General features: G+C 61.5%; 17 protein-coding genes. 11 read left to right on the forward strand and 6 right to left on the reverse strand.

What is annotated here, in order from left to right; translation table 11 throughout:
• Window positions 1-299 precede the first annotated feature (299 nt).
• Window positions 300-968, reverse strand: a complete 669-nt coding sequence (locus J7557_RS09345) for a GntR family transcriptional regulator (protein ID WP_291419606.1) — start codon at window positions 966-968, stop codon at window positions 300-302.
• Between the two features lie 137 nt (window positions 969-1,105).
• Between J7557_RS09345 and J7557_RS09350 the strand changes: the two genes are divergently transcribed.
• From J7557_RS09350 to J7557_RS09400, 11 genes are all read left to right on the forward strand, one after another.
• On the forward strand, window positions 1,106-1,723 hold the full coding sequence (locus J7557_RS09350) for a flavin reductase family protein (RefSeq protein ID WP_291419608.1): 618 nt from the start codon (window positions 1,106-1,108) through the stop codon (window positions 1,721-1,723).
• An 11-nt stretch (window positions 1,724-1,734) separates the two neighbouring features.
• Window positions 1,735-2,436 carry an aspartate/glutamate racemase family protein gene (locus J7557_RS09355; protein WP_291419611.1) on the forward strand — a complete coding sequence of 234 codons (702 nt, stop codon included), beginning with the start codon at window positions 1,735-1,737 and terminating at the stop codon, window positions 2,434-2,436.
• A 292-nt stretch (window positions 2,437-2,728) separates the two neighbouring features.
• The gene (locus J7557_RS09360) at window positions 2,729-3,697 is read left to right on the forward strand and encodes an ABC transporter permease (RefSeq protein WP_291419613.1); all 969 of its coding nucleotides are present in this window, start codon (window positions 2,729-2,731) and stop codon (window positions 3,695-3,697) included.
• 12 nt (window positions 3,698-3,709) lie between these two features.
• Window positions 3,710-4,648 carry an ABC transporter permease gene (locus J7557_RS09365; RefSeq protein WP_291419615.1) on the forward strand — a complete coding sequence of 313 codons (939 nt, stop codon included), beginning with the start codon at window positions 3,710-3,712 and terminating at the stop codon, window positions 4,646-4,648.
• A gap of 13 nt (window positions 4,649-4,661) precedes the next feature.
• Window positions 4,662-5,855 (forward strand): amidohydrolase family protein, encoded by a 1,194-nt coding sequence (locus tag J7557_RS09370; RefSeq protein ID WP_291419617.1) that lies wholly within the window; start codon window positions 4,662-4,664, stop codon window positions 5,853-5,855.
• Window positions 5,852-7,342 carry an amidohydrolase family protein gene (locus J7557_RS09375; protein ID WP_291419619.1) on the forward strand — a complete coding sequence of 497 codons (1,491 nt, stop codon included), beginning with the start codon at window positions 5,852-5,854 and terminating at the stop codon, window positions 7,340-7,342. Before J7557_RS09370 ends, J7557_RS09375 begins: the two co-directional genes overlap by 4 nt.
• Window positions 7,335-8,321 carry an ABC transporter ATP-binding protein gene (locus J7557_RS09380; RefSeq protein ID WP_291419621.1) on the forward strand — a complete coding sequence of 329 codons (987 nt, stop codon included), beginning with the start codon at window positions 7,335-7,337 and terminating at the stop codon, window positions 8,319-8,321. Before J7557_RS09375 ends, J7557_RS09380 begins: the two co-directional genes overlap by 8 nt.
• Complete coding sequence (locus J7557_RS09385; protein ID WP_291419623.1) at window positions 8,318-9,280, forward strand: ABC transporter ATP-binding protein; 963 nt, start codon at window positions 8,318-8,320, stop codon at window positions 9,278-9,280. Before J7557_RS09380 ends, J7557_RS09385 begins: the two co-directional genes overlap by 4 nt.
• 86 nt (window positions 9,281-9,366) lie before the next feature.
• On the forward strand, window positions 9,367-10,935 hold the full coding sequence (locus J7557_RS09390; protein ID WP_291419625.1) for an ABC transporter substrate-binding protein: 1,569 nt from the start codon (window positions 9,367-9,369) through the stop codon (window positions 10,933-10,935).
• A gap of 53 nt (window positions 10,936-10,988) precedes the next feature.
• A complete protein-coding gene (locus J7557_RS09395) occupies window positions 10,989-12,467 on the forward strand; it encodes an amidohydrolase family protein (protein WP_291419627.1) in 1,479 nt (492 codons plus the stop codon).
• A 23-nt stretch (window positions 12,468-12,490) separates the two neighbouring features.
• Entirely contained in the window at window positions 12,491-13,960 is a 1,470-nt protein-coding gene (locus tag J7557_RS09400) for an amidohydrolase family protein (protein ID WP_291419629.1), read from the forward strand.
• A 66-nt stretch (window positions 13,961-14,026) separates the two neighbouring features.
• Here the strand turns inward: J7557_RS09400 and J7557_RS09405 are convergent, their stop codons facing one another.
• The 5 genes from J7557_RS09405 to J7557_RS09425 all read right to left on the reverse strand — a co-directional run bounded on the left by J7557_RS09405 (window position 14,027) and on the right by J7557_RS09425 (window position 18,419).
• Entirely contained in the window at window positions 14,027-15,151 is a 1,125-nt protein-coding gene (locus tag J7557_RS09405; RefSeq protein ID WP_291419631.1) for an epoxide hydrolase family protein, read from the reverse strand.
• Window positions 15,152-15,228: 77 nt separating this feature from the next.
• Complete coding sequence (locus J7557_RS09410; RefSeq protein WP_291419633.1) at window positions 15,229-15,894, reverse strand: helix-turn-helix domain-containing protein; 666 nt, start codon at window positions 15,892-15,894, stop codon at window positions 15,229-15,231.
• A gap of 83 nt (window positions 15,895-15,977) precedes the next feature.
• The gene (locus J7557_RS09415; protein WP_291419635.1) at window positions 15,978-16,718 is read right to left on the reverse strand and encodes a 3-oxoacyl-ACP reductase family protein; all 741 of its coding nucleotides are present in this window, start codon (window positions 16,716-16,718) and stop codon (window positions 15,978-15,980) included.
• Window positions 16,719-16,809: 91 nt separating this feature from the next.
• Window positions 16,810-17,448, reverse strand: a complete 639-nt coding sequence (locus J7557_RS09420) for a TetR/AcrR family transcriptional regulator (protein WP_291419637.1) — start codon at window positions 17,446-17,448, stop codon at window positions 16,810-16,812.
• A complete protein-coding gene (locus tag J7557_RS09425; protein WP_291419639.1) occupies window positions 17,448-18,419 on the reverse strand; it encodes a bestrophin family protein in 972 nt (323 codons plus the stop codon). Before J7557_RS09425 ends, J7557_RS09420 begins: the two co-directional genes overlap by 1 nt.
• Between the last annotated feature and the right edge of the window lie 83 nt (window positions 18,420-18,502).

Below are 18,502 nucleotides of genomic sequence, written 5' to 3' on the forward strand. Positions count from 1 at the left end.
ACGCCATGTCGATCACTCCATAGCCCCCGCTGAAAACAGCCAGGGCACGGTTGGAACATGGGTCAAATCTCGATGGAAATAGTCCCGCCTAGCGGGTCACTTCTCAGTGGCAATCAACATGCCATTCTATGATGTTGGGCATGCATACCTTTTTTTGCAGGTTCGCTCTTTTATCGAAATCGCTCTGGTTGCTTCGGTCTTCTGGCGAACTGAGGTTTGCTCTTGAAATGCAAAGCCCAAGGAAACTAAGGCTAGACAGCTTCACTCTTTCGCGGTCGGGATACTAAATTGTAGCGATCCTACAAAAGCGCGTCCTTGAGGCTACGGGCGAGTTCCGGGTTGCCGGAGAGTTTGAGCTCGTTTTCGACATGCTCGAGGTGATGCACCATTGCGTGCTGCGCTTTTTGCAGGTCGCCGTTCTTGAGATGCATCAGCAGTTCTTCGTGCTCGTCCGGTCCGCAGTTGTATTTGTCGGAATCGCGGAAGGCCGCGGTGATGAGGGACGTGCGGCTGACGAGGTCGCGCATCATGCCCCAGAGAAAATCGGCTCCCGCCATTTCGGCCAGCATGAGGTGAAAGCCGCCGGAGAGCTTTATGATCTCGCGCTGGTCATTGGCGGCATTGGCTGCGCGCTCCTTGGCCACATGCGCAAAGAGGTCCAGCAATTTCTCGGCATCGAGGTGGCCGATCAGCCGCGCTAGCACCCGCTGCTCCACTTCGCGTCGGATATGGAAGATATCGCGGGCTTCTTCCGCGCTGGGTTCGGCGACGATGGCGCCTTTGTTGGCTTCGGTCTTGACGAGGCCGTCGCGCTCAAGGGCTGTCAGCACCTGCCGGATGCGGGCGCGGCTTACGCCGAAAATTTCCGCAAGCTCAGCCTCTTTGAGACGCATGCCCGGGCGCAGGCGGCGCTCGGCGATGGAGAGCCAGATGCGTTCGGCGATTTCATCGACGGTTATAGGTGCCATTTGTGCGGACCGGACAGCGTTGCCTTGAGACTTCATAACTCATTTTTCCATCTGGTCCACATAAATCAGAAGCGTTATTGTCGACAATAATGTCGACGTAAATCGGCATAAGGACGCTTGTGGCTGAAGGTATCGCGATGGAATTCGATTTGACTGCGCTCGAGCCGATGGACCGCTATCGTCTGCTCACCAATTTTGTGGGCCCGCGACCCATAGCCTTGGTCACGACGCGCTCCGCGGCCGGGCACAGCAATGGCGCGCCCATGAGCTTCTTCAATGTCTTTTCCCATGACCCGGCCATTGTGGCGCTCGGCATTCAGCCGCGGCTCGGCGGGGAGGAAAAGGACACCGTCGCCAATATCAGGCGCACCAATGAGTTCACGGTGAACATGGTCGATATGCCACTGGCTCAGACCATGTTGGTCTGTGGGCTGCCGGTTGATGCCGATACCGATGAATTGGCTTTAGCCGAGGCCGAAACCGCGCCCGGCGCCCAGGTCGACTGTGTCTATTTGCCCGCCAGCCCCTGCGCCATGGAGTGTCGCGTCGAGCGCATCATCGAATACCCGCGCCGCGTCATCGTCCTGGGCGAGGTGGTGCATATGCACATTCGCCCCGATTGCCTCGACGAGCAGCAGCGCTACGTCAACCCCGAGGTTTATCACCCGATCGCGCGGCTCCATGCCGACAATTACATCGTCTCCGATCAGCAGTTTGTGCTGAAGGCCCCCAAGCTGGCCGACCTCAAGAAGTAGATGCCAAAGCCATGCAAATCCTGCTGATCAATCCCAATTCTACCGCCTCGATGACTGAACAGGCCCTGCGCACAGCGCAACGTGTGGCTTCGCCTGGCACGGTGATCGACGCGCGCACAGGCCAGAATACGCCGGTCAGCATCGAAGGGTTTTCCGACGAAGCCCTGTCCGTTCCCGCCATGCTGGCCGATATTCGCGCGGCGGAGGAGGCCGGCGCCGAGGCCACAGTCATCGCCTGTTTCGACGATCCGGGACTCGATGCTGCTCGCGAATTCGCCGCCGGTCCCGTGCTTGGCATCTGCCAGGCCGCCGTGCAGGCCGCCATGGTGGTAGCAAAACGTTTTTCCATCATCACCACACTGCCGCGCTCCGTACCCGCCATTGAAGATCTGGTGCTGCGCTATGGCGCCAGCCAACATTGCCGCCGCGTCCGCTGTATCGATCTGCCGGTACTGACGCTCGAATCCGAGCCCGAGCGTGCCTTCGATCTGCTGCTCGCCGAAATCGCACGGGCGCGTGACGAAGACCGCGCCGAAGCGGTGGTGCTGGGCTGCGCCGGCATGTCGGAAATGACCGATGCGCTGACTGCGGCCACTGGCGTCGTCGTCATCGATGGCATCGTTGTCGCCATCAAGGCGGCCGAAGCGCTGGTCGGGGCAGGGCTACGCACCTCCAAAGCCAATTCCTACGCTTTCCCCCGCCAGAAGGACTGACGCCTCTCTCGAAAGGAGCCTCGTCAACGTGATTGCCGAGAGCTTTGTGGCGATTTTGTCTGTTATAGTGTTGGCATAATTGTCGACAATAGAATTGACAAAGACATTTTCGACCGTAAGGATGACGGTCACGCGGTTGGAAGAGGGCCGCTGGAGGATGGAGGAAAAGATGGGTTTTGCCGGGAGCGCCCTCGCGTCCCGAAATGACGGAATGATCGGTCGTCCCGATCAGCGCCTGGTCCTGCGCCCAGCCTCCGTACCAAAACTCTCTTTGCCAAACGGGAAATAGCCAATGCTGGTCTTCATCATCAAAAAGCTAGCCAATGCTCTACTGGTGATGCTGACAGTGGCCTTTCTGGCCTTCCTGATTTTCCGCCTGGCGGGCGATCCGGTGGATATGATGTCCACCGAGCAGACGACCCAGGCCGACAAGGAACTGCTGCGCGAAAAGCTTGGCCTCAACGATAATTTCTTCGTCCAATATACCCGCTTCGTAGCCAATGCGGCCCAGGGCAATTTCGGCATCTCCTATCGCAACGGCCAGGAAGTCCTGGGCCTGATCGCCGAACGTTTCCCCGCCACCATGGAGTTGGTGATCGTCGCGACAATTCTATCGCTTCTGATCGGCCTGCCTCTTGGCGTGCTGACGGCGATAAAACGGGGCGCCTGGTACTCAGAAATCCTGCAATTTGGCTCGATTATCGGGGTGTCGCTCCCGAGTTTCGTGGTCGGCATCCTGCTTATTCTGGTGTTTTCCGTCTCGCTCGGCCTGCTGCCCGCCTTCGGGCGTGGCGATGTCGTCGAGCTCGGCTGGTGGTCGACCGGCTTTCTCACGCGTACCGGTCTCCTCGCGCTGATCCTGCCCTCGATTTCGCTCTCGCTTTATCAGGTGACGCTGGTCATGCGCCTCGTCCGCGCCGAAATGCTCGAGGTCATGCGCTCCGACTTCGTCAAGTTCGCCCGGGCCCGCGGCATTCCGCGCTTCCGCATCTATTTCCGCCACGCCCTGCGCAATTGTCTCATGCCAGTGGTGACCCTCACGGCGATGAATATCGGCACGCTGATCGCCTTCGCGCTGATCACCGAAACCGTCTTCCAGTGGCCGGGTATGGGCATGCTGTTCATCCAGGCCGTGACCTTCGTCGATATCCCGGTCATGGCGGCCTATCTCTGCATTGTCTCCTTCATTTTCGTTTTCCTCAACACCATGGTCGACATCCTCTACGCGGTGATCGACCCCCGCTTGCGCGGCGCCCAGTAGGGGAGGCGAACCATGTCGATCCAGTCCACGCCCCAACGTCCCTCGCTGATCGAGCGCATCCGTCGCAGCGATCTCTGGTGGTCCTTTTCTCGCTCGGTTCCGGCGCGCTTTGCCGCCGTGCTGCTGACCGTGCTCGTGCTCCCTGCCTTCCTCGCTCCGCTTATCGCGCCGCAAAATCCCTATGATGCGATGCAGCTTGACATGTGGAAGTCCGAACTGCCGCCCATCTGGGTCGAAGGCAGCGAATGGCCCTATATCCTGGGCACCGATACCCAGGCCCGCGACATGCTCTCGGTGATGCTTTATGGCACGCGCACCTCGTTGCTGATCGGGCTTGCTGCGGTGTCCTTCTCGCTGCTGATCGGCCTTAGCCTTGGCCTCATCGCCGGCTATTTCGGCGGCGTGGTCGACAACCTTCTTATGCGTATCGGCGACGTGGTCCTTTCTATCCCGACCATTCTCATCGCCATTCTCGTCTCGGCCATTGTTCGCCAAATGCTGCCGCCCGACCTGCGCGAAATCGGCGCTTCGGCGGTTTTAGTGCTGGCCATCACGCTATCGGGCTGGGTGCAATATGCCCGCACGGTACGCGCTCAGACCATTGTCGAGCGCGGCAAGGAATATGTCATGGCGGCACGCTTGCTGCGCGTGCCGCCTCGCCGTGTCATGGTCAAGCATATCCTGCCCAATACGCTGACACCGGTTTTCGTCGCCGCCACGCTCAGCTTTGGCATGGCCATTCTCACCGAAGCGACACTGTCCTTTCTCGGCATCGGCATGCCGCCGGGCCAGCCTTCGCTCGGCACGCTGATCCGCATCGGCAATCAATATCTGTTCTCGGGCATGTGGTGGATCGTCATCTTCCCCGTCACGCAGCTCTGCCTGCTGGTCATTTCGGTGAACCTGTTGGGCGATTGGCTGCGTGATGCCCTCAATCCCAAGCTGCGATAATCCGGGGGAAGCCATGAACGACCTGCACCTGAAAAACGTCCGCCCCCTCGGCGAGGCCACCTGCGACATTCTCATCAAGAACGGCATGATCGTCGAAATCGGCAAGGTTGCCGATCAGCCCGGCATGCCCACCGAAGATGGCGGCAATGCCATTGTCTGGCCCGGCCTCATCGATGCCCATACCCATCTCGACAAGACCACCTGGGGCATGGGCTGGCACGAAAACAACCGCGAAGCCGTGCTGCGCAGCCGCATCGATTTCGAGCGCGAAAACCGCATCGCCCTCGGCATGGACCCGCATATCCAGTCCATGCGCCATGCCATCGGCCTGGCTTCCAATGGCGCTACCCATATCCGCAGCCATGTCGACATCGACACCACCCATGGCCTGACCCTGGTGGAAGGCGTCGAACGCACTCGCGAAGCCCTCAAGGGCATTATCGACATTGAACTCGTCGCCTTCCCGCAATCGGGCGTCATGGGCCGTCCGGGCACGGTCGAACTGCTCGACGCAGCCCTTGCCAATGGCTGTGAAGTCCTGGGCGGCATCGACCCCTGCGGTATCGACCGCGACCCCAAGGGTCAGCTCGACGTGCTCTTCGATCTTGCCGTCAAGCATGGCGTCGATGTCGATATTCACCTCCATGAAACAGGCGACCTCGGCGCATTCACCATGGAACTGATTTTCGAGCGCGTTCGCGCCAATGGCATGCAGGGCCGTTTCGGCATCAGCCATGCCTTTGCGCTCGGGATGAGCGACACCGTCCGCGCCGGCAAGCTCATCGACGAAATCGCCGAACTCGATATCGCCATTCTCACCACCGGCGCGCCCTCGGCCACTGTTCCCTCGGTAAAGCGCCTGCGCGAGGCCGGGGTGCGCACCGGTGCCGGTTGCGATGGTATCCGCGACACCTGGGGTCCCTGGGGCCAGCCCGATATGATGGACCGTGCCCGCATCATCGGCATGAAGAATGCCGTGCGCTCCGACATCGACCTGCGACACATGCTCGAACTCGTCTCCCAGGGCGGCGCCGATGTCATGCGGCTTGAAAACTATGGCGTAAAAGTCGACGCCAAGGCCGATTTCACCCTGCTGGTCGGCGAAACCGTGGCCCACTCCGTGGTCGAGATCGCCCCGCGGCCCATGGTCGTCAAGGGCGGCCGCGTCATTGCCCGCAACGGCACCTGCATCGTGGACATGCCATGAGCGCACTAAAATCCCTCAAACTCGGCGCAAGGCCAGAGGGGCGCACGCTCCTCACCGCCGCCTGGGTTCTAGCCCATGAGGAGGCCGGCCCCGTCCTCCTCAAGAACGGCGAAGTGGTCATCGAGGGCGACCGCGTCATCTTCACCGGCCATGGTTTTGCCGGCGACGTCGCCCGCCGCATTGATTTCGGCCGCGCGCTGATCTCGCCCGGCCTCATCGATCTCGACGCCCTCTCCGATCTCGACACCACGATCCTTGGCATCGACCATTTTCCCGGCTGGAAAAAGGGCCGCGTCCTGCCGCTGACCTATGTCGAAAAAGGGCCGTACGAAATGTATACGCCCGAGGAACTGGCCTTTCAGAAGCGTTTTGCTTTCGGCCAACTGCTCCTCAACGGTATTACGACCGCGGCCCCCATCGCCTCGCTCTTCTATCGTGAATGGGCCGAAACCGTTGCCGAGTTTGACGCCGCGGCCGATGCCGCCGGCGAACTCGGCCTCCGTGTCTATCTCAGCCCCGCTTACCGCGCCGGCGGCATGGTCCTTCACGCCCCCGGCGATGTGCGCCCGCATTTCGACGAGCAGCGCGGCCTTGATGGTCTTGCGGATGCCGTCAGCTATATCGAGCGCCAGTCCGGCCGTTATGGGGGCCTCATTCAGGGGCTTCTCGCGCCTGACCGCGTCGAAACCTGCACCACGGCATTGCTGCGCGCCACTTTCGAACAGGCCGAAGCTCTCGATTGCAAGGTTCGCCTCCATATGGCCCAGGGCACCATGGAGATGGACGTCGTCAAATCCATGCACGGCACCACGGGCCCTGTCTGGCTCGCCCGCGAAGGCCTCCTCAGCAATCGCCTCATCGCCCCCCACGCCACCGTCGCCACCGACGAAGACCTAGCGCTCTATGCCGAGTACGGCGTTTCCATCGTTCATTGTCCGCTGGTTTCGGGCAGAGGCGGGGGCACCCTAAAATCTTTCTCGCGCGTCCGCGATATGGGCATCACCATTGCGCTGGGCACCGACACGACGCCGCCCGACATGATCATGAACATGCTGGTCGGCCTCATCGCCTGCCGCATCAATGACGGCGCACCCGAACGCATTTTGTGTCGCGATCTCTTCGAGGCCGCCACCCTTGGCGGCGCCAAGGCTCTTGATCGCGCCGACATCGGACGCCTCGCCCCGGGCAGCAAGGCCGACATCGCCGTCTTCCGCCTCGATGATATGCATATGGCTCCCTCCATCGACCCGATCACGACCCTCGTGACCTGCGGCTCGGGCAAGGTGACGCAAGCCGTCTTCGTCGACGGCCGTCTCTCCATGCGCCATGGCGAAGTCGCCGGCATCGACATGGCCGCAGCGCGGGATCAGGCGCAGGCCCAGTTCGACCGGCTCATCGCCCAGTATCCGGCCCGTTCCTATGGGCATCCGCCGGTTTCGGAAATCTTCCCGCCCAGCTATCCCGAACGGGAGCAATCGCATGGCTGACGACAAGCGACCTTGCCTAGAGGTGCAAAACCTCGTCGTCGAATTTCCCAATCGTCACGGTACGCTGACTGCGCTCAACGATGTGTCGCTCAGCATCGCGCCCGGGGAAATCCTCGGTGTCGTCGGCGAATCCGGGGCCGGCAAGTCCATGACCGGCCTTGCCATCCTGGGCCTTCTCGAACGCCCCGGCCGCGTTGCCTCGGGCGATATCCTTCTCGAAGGCCGCTCCATTGTCGGCCTCAGCGACAACGAAATGGAAAAAGTCCGCGGCCGCGAGATCGGCGCGATTTTCCAGGACCCGCTGACTTCGCTCAATCCGCTCTTCACCGTGGGCAGCCAGCTTGGCGAAACCATCCGCCAGCACCTGCCCAATACTTCCAAGGCTCAGGCCCGCACCCGCGCCATCGAGCTTTTGCGCGAAGTCGGTATTCCCGGCCCCGATGAGCGCGTCGATCACTATCCGCACCAGTTTTCCGGCGGCATGCGCCAGCGCGTCGTCATTGCCCTGGCGCTCGCCGCCCGCCCCAAACTCATCATCGCCGACGAGCCGACCACGGCGCTCGACGTCTCCATCCAGGCTCAGATCACCGGCCTCCTGCGCCGCCTCTGCAAGGAAAACGGCACGGCGGTCATGCTGGTCACCCATGACATGGGCGTCATCGCCGAAACCGCCGATCGCGTGGCCGTCATGTATGCCGGCCGTCTCATCGAGATCGGCCCGGTGGAACAGGTGCTGAAGAACCCCTCCCACCCCTATACGCGCGGCCTCATGGCCTCCATTCCGGCCCTTGGCGCCCGCGTCGAAAAGCTCAACCAGATCGATGGCGCCATGCCGCGCCTCAATGCCATTCCGCCTGGCTGCGCCTTCAATCCACGCTGCCGCGAAGCTGGCCCGCGCTGCCGCCAGGACCTGCCTGTGCTGGCGCCTACGCCCGCCGGCATGGCCGCCTGTTGGCTTCACAATGGAGGCGTCGCATGACCCGCTCCGACACCGCTGCGCTCGAGGTCGTCCATCTCGACAAGACCTTCGACGTCTCGGCCTCCTTCCTCAATCGCCTGGTCTACGGCCGCAAGCGCCAGATGCTGCATGCCGTCAATGATGTGACCTTTTCCGTCCCCCTGGGCGGCTGCGTCAGCCTCGTGGGCGAATCCGGCTGCGGCAAATCCACCGTCGCCCGCCTCGTCACCGGCCTATACGATCCGAGCGCCGGCGAAATCCGCTTCGCACCCGGCAAGTCCGGTGCGCCGCTTTCGGCGCAGATGATTTTCCAGGACCCCTATGCCTCGCTCAATCCGCGCTGGCGGGTGAAAAACATCATCGCCGAGCCGCTGCGCGAACTCAAACTGCGCAATTCCGAGGCCGAGATCACTGAGCGCGTCGCCGAACTCCTCGGCATTGTCGGCCTCAACATCGCCGATGGCGAAAAATTCCCGCATGAATTTTCCGGCGGCCAGCGCCAGCGCATTTCCATCGCCCGCGCGCTCGCCTCCGAACCTGAATTCCTCGTCTGCGACGAGCCGACTTCGGCGCTCGACGTGTCGGTGCAGGCGCAGATCCTCAACCTGATGCGGCGTCTCCAGGACGAGCTGGGCCTGACCTATCTCTTCATCAGCCACGACCTCAGCGTCGTGCGCCACATGTCCGACCGCATCGCGGTCATGTATCTCGGCCGCATTGTCGAAGAGGCGGAGACCGAAGTCCTCTTCGCCGATCCAAAGCACCCCTATACGCGCCTGTTGCTTGAAACTATTCCCGATGTGAACGAGCCGCATCGCGACCGCGAGATCGTCGCAGGCGAAGTGCCGAGCCCGCTCGCTCCGCCGCCCGGCTGCACCTTCCACACCCGCTGCCCCCTGGCCCAGGCCCAATGCAAGGTCGAACGCCCGGAGCTGCGACACAAACCCGATGGCAGTCGCGTCGCCTGCCACTTCGCCTGAGGAGGGAAAGCTCAGGCCGGGACGAACCCGTTCCGGGGCCCCAAACCCCGGAACGCCGAGAATAACGACATAACAGGAGAGAACGGATGTCTGTCGTAAAAACTATGCTGGCCGCCCTGGCGGTTTCGCTGTCCATGGGAGCGATGGCAGCGCAGGCCGAAACGGTCAAGTGGGGCTCGCGAGCCGATATATACTCGCTCGATCCCAACTCGATCCCCTCGACCTCGAACCTCGCCTTCCTCAACCACATCTATGAAGGCCTCGTGCGCTACGATAAGACCTTCCAGATCGAGCCGGCCCTGGCCACCTCGTGGGAACTGGTCGACGGCAAATTCTGGCGCTTCAAGCTGCGCGAAGGCGTGAAATTCCACGACGGCGCTGATTTCACCGCCGATGACGTGGTTGCTTCCTTCCAGCGCGCTGCCGATCCGGCCTCGCCGCTCAAGGGCAATATGCCCCTTTACCAGGGCATCAGGAAGATCGACGACTTCACCGTCGAAGTCGATGTCAGCACCACCTCGTCGCTGTTCCTCAACGACATCACCAATATCTTCGTCTTCGATGCCGGCTGGCTCAAGGACAACAATACCGAAAAACCGTCCGACTTTGCCCAGGGCATCGAAGGCTATGCCACGAGCCACACCAATGGCACCGGCCCCTTCATGCTCGAAAGCCGCGCCCCGGACAGCAAGACCGTGCTCGTCGTCAACGATGGCTGGTGGGACGAGAAGCACCACAATGTCGATCGTCTCGAATTCATCCCGATCACTTCGGCTGCCACCCGCATCGCCGCCCTGCTCTCCGATGAAGTCGATCTGATCGACAGCGCCCCGATCCAGGATCTCGAACGCCTCAAGGCCGATCCGACCAAGACGGTGATCGCCCTCACCGAACTGCGCACGGTCTTCGTCGCCTTCAACCGCAATGAAACCCTGCTCGATGGTCGTCCGAACCCGTTCAACGACATCCGCGTCCGCCAGGCTTTCGAAGCCGCCATCGACCGCGACCTGATCAACCAGCGCATCATGCGCGGCCTTGCTCGCCCGTCCGGTTCGATGATCGCTCCCGACATCGCCGGCTACTCGGCTGCGCTCGATACCTATGAGCCGGCCGATCCGGCCAAGGCGCAGGCCCTCCTCAAGGAAGCAGGGCAGGAAGGCGCTCAGTTCACCTATACCTGCATGAACGACGAGAGCATCAACGAAGAAGACTTCTGCCAGGGCATTGCCAATATGCTGACCCGCGCAGGCTTTGCTCCTACCATCGATATGGGCCCGCGCGCCGTGCAGTCGCCCAAGCGTTCCAAGGGTGAAGTCGAAGTCTTCAACATTAGCTGGGCCAATGAGCCGACGTTGGACGCCTTCTCGCTGCTATCCCAGGTGCTCGCCACCCGTGACGGTGCCTATGGCGTTTCCAACTATGGCGGCTGGTCGGTGCCCGCGCTCGACGATCTGGTCAAGCAGGCCGCTGCTGCGACCGATCCGACAGAACGCCTCTCGCTCGAAGAGCAGGCTCTGCGCATCGCCAAAGATGAACTGCTGATGATCCCGCTGCACCAGCAGCCGATTGCCTGGGCTACCGGCAGCCGCATCGAAGCCATCGACGTGCGCGCCGACAACAAGGCCCGCCATTGGTTCACGATGGTTGGCGAGTAACCAAAAATGCCCGGCGCCCCAAGGGGCGCCGGTTATTTCTTGTCGACGGGGTAATGACAATGGCCGGCCTCAACGATCTCACGCTGGGCGCCCGACCGCGCGGCAAAACCTTGCTGACCGCCGCATGGCTTGTTGCCCATGAGGACGATACGCACGTTCTCATTCGCAATGGCGAACTGGTCTTCGAAGGCAATCGTGTTCTCTATGCTGGGCGCCGCTTCGAAGGCGAAGTGGCCAATCGCATCGATCTCGGAGCAGCCCTGATCAGTCCGGGTCTCATCGACCTCGACGCCTTGTCCGATCTCGATACCTATACGCTCGTCACCGACAACCAGCCCGGCTGGCCGCGTGGGCGCGTCTGGCCCGAAAGCTATGTTGCCCGTGGCCCATATGAAATGTATTCGTCCGAGGAACTGGCTTTCCAGAAGAAATTCGCCTTCGCGACGCTTCTCCTCAACGGCATCACCACCGCGCTGCCCATCGCTTCGCTCTATTATCGCGAATGGGCCGAAACTACCGAAGAGTTTGGCGCTGCCGCCGAAGCCGCCGCCGCCCTCGGCCTGCGCGTCTTTCTCGGCCCTGCCTATCGCTCCGGCGGCGCCATCGTCGACAGTACCGGCATCTTTCATATGCAATTCGATGAGGGCAGGGGGCTTGCTGGTCTCGATACGGCTCTCGATTTCATCCGCCGCCATCACGGTACTCATGGTGGTCTCATTAATGGCCTTCTTGCGCCAGACCGCGTGGAAACCTGTACGCAAACACTGCTCGAACGTACCATGGACGCCGCCCGAGAGCTGGATTGCCCCGTCCGCATCCATATGGCCCAGGGCAAGTTCGAGATCGATATGATGGATCGCCTCCATGGCGCGACCGGTCCGCAATGGCTTGCCCGCCATGGCCTCCTCAACGACCACCTGATCGCCCCGCACGGCACCTATGCCACCGAGCGCGACGTGGCCCTTTATGCCGAGCATGGCGTCAGCCTCGCCCATTCGCCGCTGGTCTCGGCCCGCATGGGCAGCGCTCTCAAGTCTTTCGCCAGTTTTCGCGCTGCTGGCGTCAATATTGGCATGGCCACCGATACCGCTCCCGCGGATATGTGGATGAACATGCTGGTTGGTCTCATCGCCTGCCGCATTGCCGAACATTCAAATGCTGCCAGCTCGGCCGACTTCTTCAACGCTGCCACGCTTGGCGGCGCCAGGGCCCTGCGTCGCAACGACCTCGGCCGCCTCTCCGCTGGCTCGCTGGCCGATATCGCCATCTTCCGCCTGGACGATGCGCATATGACGCCCACGATCGATCCCATCACCACCCTGCTCATGGGCGGCAATGGCAAGGTGACCGAAGCCGTCTTCGTCGATGGCCACCTTTCCATGCGCCATGGCAAGGTGCACGATTTCGACCTCGTCGCCGCACGAGAGCAGGCGCAACGCCAGTTCGAAGGCCTTATCGCCAAATACCCCGAGCGGAGCTGGAAACATCCGCCCGTGGAGGACCTCTTCCGCCCCAGCTTCCCGCTGCGCTGACGTTGATGACCAGGAGCAAAACCATGGCAGGTACTGTCTTCATCAACGGCACTGTGGTTCCGGTCGATGCCGATAGGCGGATCATCGAAGACGGCGCGGTTCGCGTCGTTGGCGACCGTATCGCCGCCGTCGGCCCGCAGTCCGAAGTTAGCATCGAGCCAGATGATCGCGTGGTCGATTGCCGCGGTAAACTCATCATCCCCGGCCTCATCGATGCCCATGGCCATGCCGGGCACTGCCTCATCCGCAGCATCGGCGTCGACACCAACCCGCTCTGGATGAAGATCGTCACACCGGTCTACTACCACTATGTCACGCGCGAATTCTGGTATGCCGATGGCCTGGTCTCCGGCCTCGAACGTCTCACCTCCGGCGTCACCACGTCGGTGAGCATCGTTGCCTCCATGCCGCGCAGCGATGATCCGCAATTCGCCATCAACCACGCCCGCGCCTATAGCGAGATCGGCCTCCGGGAAATCATCTGCGTGGGTCCTGCCGGCCTTCCCTGGCCGCGCACGGTCACCCGCTGGGAAAGCGGCGAACCCCAGCGTCGCAGCGTTTCCTTCGACGATATGATGGCGGGCACCGAAGCCACCATTGAAGCCATCAATGGCAGCGCCAATGGCCGCATCCAGGTCTATGTGACCCCTTTCACCATCGTACCTTCGCTCGATCCCTCAAACATGTCGACGCCCGATCAGGCGGTCTCCCTGACCCAGGCTGATCGCGACCAGGCCCGCGCCGTTCGCGAACTGGCGCACAAGTATAGCGTCCGCATTCATTCCGATGCCTTTGCCGGCCATATCCGCCTGGCCTTCCAGGACAAGGAAAACGCTCTTCTTGGACCCGATATCCACCTCCAGCACTGCTGGGGCATTTCTCATGAGGAAATCGACATCCTCGCCGAAACCGGCACCCATGTCACCCATGCTCCGCCGGGCCGCTCCACCCCGGTCATCGAAATGCTGGCCCGCGGCGTCAATGTCGCTGTCACGTCGGACGGTACCGCGCCTAGTCGCTATTTCGACATGCTGCAGATCGCGCGCTCCTTCCAATCGACCCAGCATGTGCTGCGCAACCATGACCGCTACTATTTCCCGCCGGGAAAAGTGCTCGAAATGATCACCATCGACGCCGCCCGCGCCCTCGGCATGGAAAAAGAAATAGGTTCGCTCGAAGTCGGCAAGAAGGCCGATATCGTCGTCATCGACATGAACCAGCCGCACCTGACCCCCAATTGGCTCCCGGTCCACCGTCTCATTCACCAGGCGGTCGGCGCCGATGTGGAAACTGTCATGGTCGATGGTGACTTCGTTCTGCTCGACCGCAAACCGGTCCATGTCGACACGTCTGCGGCCCTCGCCGAGGGCAATCGCGAGGCGCAGGCCCTGGTCAAGCGCGCCGGTCTTGAGCAGCATCTGCGTGATCCCGGCTGGGGCCAATTCTACCGTAGCTTTGAGACGCGCGTTGAATTGCCGGATTTGCCGATCTAAAACGTCCGCAAGAACGAAAGCCGACCACTCTTCACGAGCGGTCGGCTTCTTGTTGCTGGCCCCGTTTCAGCGCTTCAGGCCTGCGAAAAAGCTTGAGACTTCTTCGGCCCAGACCAGCGGCACTTCCATGGCTGCGAAGTGCCCGCCACTGTCGAGTTCAGTCCAGCGGACGATCGTATTGCCCTCTTCGGCAAAGCGGCGGATGGCGACTTCATCGCGGGCGAAGACAGCGACGCCGGTGGGAACGCCCGAATTGGGCTTTGGCGACCACGCTTCCGGATCATGTGCATTTTCGTAGTAGAGGCGGATCGAGGAGGCCGCTGTTCCGGTGAACCAATAGACCAGAACATTGGTCAGGAACTTGTCCTTGGCCACGGCGTCCGGACTGTCGCCAAAGCCGGCGAACATGTCGCCCAGCCAAGCGATGAGGCCGGCCGGAGAGTCTGAAATCCCATAGGCTAAGGTCTGCGGACGGCTCGATTGCAGGACGTTGAAGCCGAAGCGTTCGGCCATGAACTGCTGCAGACGTTGCAGGCGCGTGGTTTCGGCCTCGGTGAAGCTAGCGAATTCAGAGGGTTCGATCGGGCCCATCGGAATGAAGCCCATGGTTGCGGCGTTGACATGCACACCGATGACTCGATCCGGCGCCGCACGGGCAATGGTGGGAGCAATCACGGCGCCGGCATCGCCGCCCTGTACGCCGAAGCGCTGATAGCCAAGGCGGGACATCAGTTCGAGCAGCGCTGCGGTGATGCGGTTGTCATTCCAGCCGGCCTCGCGGGTCGGACCGGAAAAGCCGAAACCGGGAAGCGACGGGATGACCAGATCGAAACCGGCACTGCTGAGCGGCGCGATGGCGTCGAGAAACTCGACGAAGGAACCCGGCCAGCCATGCAGCAGGAGGAGCGGCGTGCCATTGGGCGTTGCGGCCTTGACGTGCAGGAAATGGATGGTCTGACCGTCGATTTCAGTGACGAACTGGGGGTGCTGGTTGATCGCGGCTTCCTGCGCGCGCCAATCATAGCCATTGCGGAGACGCTGGATCGCGCTGGTGACGAAGTCGGCGTTGGGGCCGGCAGCCCAGCCGGCGCCGGGGGCCTCGCTAGCGAGAATGGTATTGGCCAAGCGCTGATTGAGATCGGCCAACTGGGCTTCCGAGATGGCGATCTTGAAGGGGCGGATGTCGGTCATTTGCTGCGTCCTTGCTGGGTGAAAGTGCATCCTTTCTAGCCAGCGGGCCGGTCGCGGGATTGAAGATTTCCGACAACTTATCGTGGGGCGATCTGACCGGGCGTTTGGCCCATGATCGCCTTGACTGAGCGGATCATGTGCGGCTGGTCGGCATAGCCGAGTGCGAAGGCGACATCGGCGGCCGGGCGCCCCTGTTGCAATAGGGTGAGTGCCTTTTGCGCTCGTTCGATCTGGGTGAAGGTCTTGTAGGTAAGGCCGGTGGTTTTCAGGAAATGCCGTTGCATGGTTCGCTCCGACATGGCCATGGGATGACCGGAAACGACGGAGGCGACCAGGCTGTTGTCCTCGACAATGCCATTGCTGAGGAGTTTTGTGACGAACCGGTCGACATTGTCGAAGGTGGGTATTTCGATGATATCGCCGCCGAGCGAGAAGCGGTCGCGGCCGATATTGGAGAGCACGACACCCTCGTCGAGCATCTTTTCGCCCGGCATCAGCGACATGAAACTGCTCGCCTTGAAGGCGATCGACAGGATTTCGTCGCCTTCTGCGAAGTGATGCGTGACCGCTGAGGTCGTGAGACCGGTCCGCAGCACGGTCGTACCGGCCGCAGATTTGAGGATAACGAAATCCCAGCAGCCGTCGGGCTGCATGAGCATGCTGCCGCTGGTGTTGAAAGTGGTGTGTGTCACCGTTTCCACCACCGGCGACGACCAGCCATCGAGTTTTGCGACAGTATGCATGCCCGTCCGCCCGAGTTGCGCCCCGGCAATCTGACCGGGTTTGGCAATTTGCGCAATCATCAGGCGGAACGGGGTCGGCAAGGCTAGGCGGTCATGGCGCCGTCGATGGTGAGACCGGTGCCATTGATAAAGCCGGCATCGGGACCGGCGAGATAGGCAACGAGTGCTGCAGGTTCGGAGGCGTCGGCAAGGCGACCGGCCGGCACCATGCTGATGATGTAATCTTCCCGTCCCGCGGTCATGTCGGTCCGCGTGGGCCCGGGCTGAATGGCATTGACCGTGATGCCTCTGGGCGCGAATTCATGGGCCAACGAACGGGTCATTGCCGTGACGGCGGATTTGGACATGCCATAGACCGTCGATCCCGGCACTCTGGCGCTGACGGCGGTGTTGCTCGATACATTGATGACGCGTCCGCCAGCCTGCATGTGCCTCGCGGCTTCCTGCATGGCAAAGAATGGCGCACGGACATTGACGGCAATTGTCCGATCGAAATCGCTCGCGGAAAAATCGTCGATCAACGCATGGGCGATAATGCCGGCATTGTTGACGAGGATGTCGATGCCGCCAAGTTTTGCGGCTGCGGTGCGGATGGCGGCCTGGAGGCTCGTCACGTCCGCGCTGTCTGCCTGCAACGCGAAAGCCTTGCCGCCTCTGGCGACTACCTCATCGACAAGCGCTTGTGCCGCGTCCGGGCTCGAAGCGTAGGTGAAGGCGACATGCGCGCCTTGCTCGGCGAGTTTTCGCACGATGGCAGCGCCGATGCCGCGTGAGCCGCCGGTAACAACGGCGCGTTTGTCGAGAAGGGGGAGATATGCCGACATGCTGGATTCCTTTCGTCAGGCATGGAGAGTTATTTTCTGGACTGAATAGTCCAAAATTAGGTGCGCTGATTGGCGTTTAGGCTGGGAGCGGTTAGCGCATGGCTTTGAGCGCCTCTATGGTGAAATCAGCTACCCTGGCGAGTTCATCGTGGCTGGCGCCGGCTTGGGCTCGCACGGTGAGGCCTTGCAAGGTGGCATAGAGGAAACTGGCCGCCGCCGCGTTATCAACCCTGGCCGAAATTTCTCCCGCTTCTTTTGCCGCTCCGACCAGTTGGGCCAGCATGTCTTCGACGCTGGTAGCGGTATTGCGCGCCAGTTGTGTCACTTCCGGATTGTTGCGGCCGAAGGCTGTCGTGGCATTGATGCCCATGCAGCCGCGAGCGTTCTCCTCGTCGCTGCGGCGGGTGAAAATGGCGAGAAAGCCATGCAGCACCTTGAGGGGCGAGGGATTGTCCCCGAGATGGTCGAAGAAGTTCTTGTTGTCGAGCTTGTGGTAGCAGCGCAGGCTTTCAAGGAAGAGCGCCTGCTTGTCGCCAAAGGTGTCGTACATGGACTGCCGGCCGATATTCATACCCTTGAGCAGGTCGTCGGTTGAAGCGCCTTCATAGCCCTTGGTCCAGAACACCTGCAGTGCTCCGGCAAGGGCGGCGTCGCGATCGAATTCCTTGGGTCTGGCCATGGCGGGGAAATAGTCATTCTGGATTTTGGAGTCAAGAATGATCTTCTGCATTATGTTGCAATGCCATTAATCGCGGGCAGGGGTTTTGGAATCTCGCTCTCACCCAACAGGGTCCGCAGCTCGATTTCGAGATCCCGGCAAATCTGCGAGATCGGCACGTCATTGGCATTGCCTTCAAATGGGTTGGACGTGCTCTCGCCGACCTGATCGAGCGACATGTACATCCAGCCGATCAGCGTGCTGAAAGGCACGGCCAGCCAGATGCCGATGCCCATTTCGGAAAAGAGCGCCACGACGCCGAAGGGCAGAAAGGTGCAGAAGCACCAGACCAGCATGGCGCTGACAATGGCATATTGGCGGGGATAGGGATTGTTCTTGATGCGGTCGCAGCGCGCCTGCTGGTCGTGGCAATCGCGCAGGAGTTTTGTCAGCTCCACATAGATCTGCGGTGGCAGGTTTCCGGCCTTGAACAAGGCATTGAAGGCTTCGGCCTGGCGCGACAACAGGTCGATCTCTGGCCGCGTGCCGTCCGAGACTTTAGCCGCTTCGGGCGCGAGCCGCGCCAGCTCGGCATTCAAGGTCGTCGTGTCTTCGAGGATATGGTAGCGGCGGCGATATTCGATATTGGCGCGCCGGCTCATCGATTCCCAAGGCATTGGCCGGCGCAGGCCGAACCGCAGGGCGGTGAGCCAGGCGATGTGGCGATGGATGAGGATTTTCGCCACTTGCGGCTCGCAGAAATCGCGACAGAACCCGGCGAGCATGCGGCTGGTAGCGGCAATCTGGGCAAAGGCCTGCAAGCCTTCGGCGCTGCGGCCAAGAACCTGCGAATTCTTGAAACCCGCGACGAGGGAGACGGTGGTGCCCAGCATCACGACGACCTGCCAGGGCAAAGCAAAACCCTGTATCGGCGGCAGCAGGAACAGGGCTATGGCCAGGAGGCTGAGCAGGACCATATAGACCACGCTGCGGCGCGACCACATGGCGAATTCGACGACGCGATACGACCGACCCACATGCATGCGGCCTCTCCCTTTGGGTGGTGATACGGCGAAGACGAGACAGGCTATGCCTGTGTGACATTGCTGGCGAGGCGCGGGCGAGA

The organism is Devosia sp., from assembly GCF_017744655.1.
Classification (GTDB): domain Bacteria; phylum Pseudomonadota; class Alphaproteobacteria; order Rhizobiales; family Devosiaceae; genus Devosia.

Excerpts from the sequence above, each read along its gene's own strand:
- J7557_RS09350 (WP_291419608.1), top strand. The coding sequence starts at position 1,106 with ATGGAATTCGATTTGACTGCGCTCGAGCCGATGGACCGCTATCGTCTG.
- J7557_RS09360 (WP_291419613.1), top strand. The coding sequence starts at position 2,729 with ATGCTGGTCTTCATCATCAAAAAGCTAGCCAATGCTCTACTGGTGATG.
- J7557_RS09425 (WP_291419639.1), bottom strand. The coding sequence starts at position 18,419 with ATGCATGTGGGTCGGTCGTATCGCGTCGTCGAATTCGCCATGTGGTCG.
- J7557_RS09370 (WP_291419617.1), top strand. The coding sequence starts at position 4,662 with ATGAACGACCTGCACCTGAAAAACGTCCGCCCCCTCGGCGAGGCCACC.
- J7557_RS09390 (WP_291419625.1), top strand. The coding sequence starts at position 9,367 with ATGTCTGTCGTAAAAACTATGCTGGCCGCCCTGGCGGTTTCGCTGTCC.
- J7557_RS09420 (WP_291419637.1), bottom strand. The coding sequence starts at position 17,448 with ATGCAGAAGATCATTCTTGACTCCAAAATCCAGAATGACTATTTCCCC.
- J7557_RS09355 (WP_291419611.1), top strand. The coding sequence starts at position 1,735 with ATGCAAATCCTGCTGATCAATCCCAATTCTACCGCCTCGATGACTGAA.
- J7557_RS09380 (WP_291419621.1), top strand. The coding sequence starts at position 7,335 with ATGGCTGACGACAAGCGACCTTGCCTAGAGGTGCAAAACCTCGTCGTC.
- J7557_RS09405 (WP_291419631.1), bottom strand. The coding sequence starts at position 15,151 with ATGACCGACATCCGCCCCTTCAAGATCGCCATCTCGGAAGCCCAGTTG.
- J7557_RS09415 (WP_291419635.1), bottom strand. The coding sequence starts at position 16,718 with ATGTCGGCATATCTCCCCCTTCTCGACAAACGCGCCGTTGTTACCGGC.
- J7557_RS09345 (WP_291419606.1), bottom strand. The coding sequence starts at position 968 with ATGGCACCTATAACCGTCGATGAAATCGCCGAACGCATCTGGCTCTCC.
- J7557_RS09410 (WP_291419633.1), bottom strand. The coding sequence starts at position 15,894 with ATGCATACTGTCGCAAAACTCGATGGCTGGTCGTCGCCGGTGGTGGAA.
- J7557_RS09385 (WP_291419623.1), top strand. The coding sequence starts at position 8,318 with ATGACCCGCTCCGACACCGCTGCGCTCGAGGTCGTCCATCTCGACAAG.
- J7557_RS09375 (WP_291419619.1), top strand. The coding sequence starts at position 5,852 with ATGAGCGCACTAAAATCCCTCAAACTCGGCGCAAGGCCAGAGGGGCGC.
- J7557_RS09365 (WP_291419615.1), top strand. The coding sequence starts at position 3,710 with ATGTCGATCCAGTCCACGCCCCAACGTCCCTCGCTGATCGAGCGCATC.
- J7557_RS09400 (WP_291419629.1), top strand. The coding sequence starts at position 12,491 with ATGGCAGGTACTGTCTTCATCAACGGCACTGTGGTTCCGGTCGATGCC.
- J7557_RS09395 (WP_291419627.1), top strand. The coding sequence starts at position 10,989 with ATGACAATGGCCGGCCTCAACGATCTCACGCTGGGCGCCCGACCGCGC.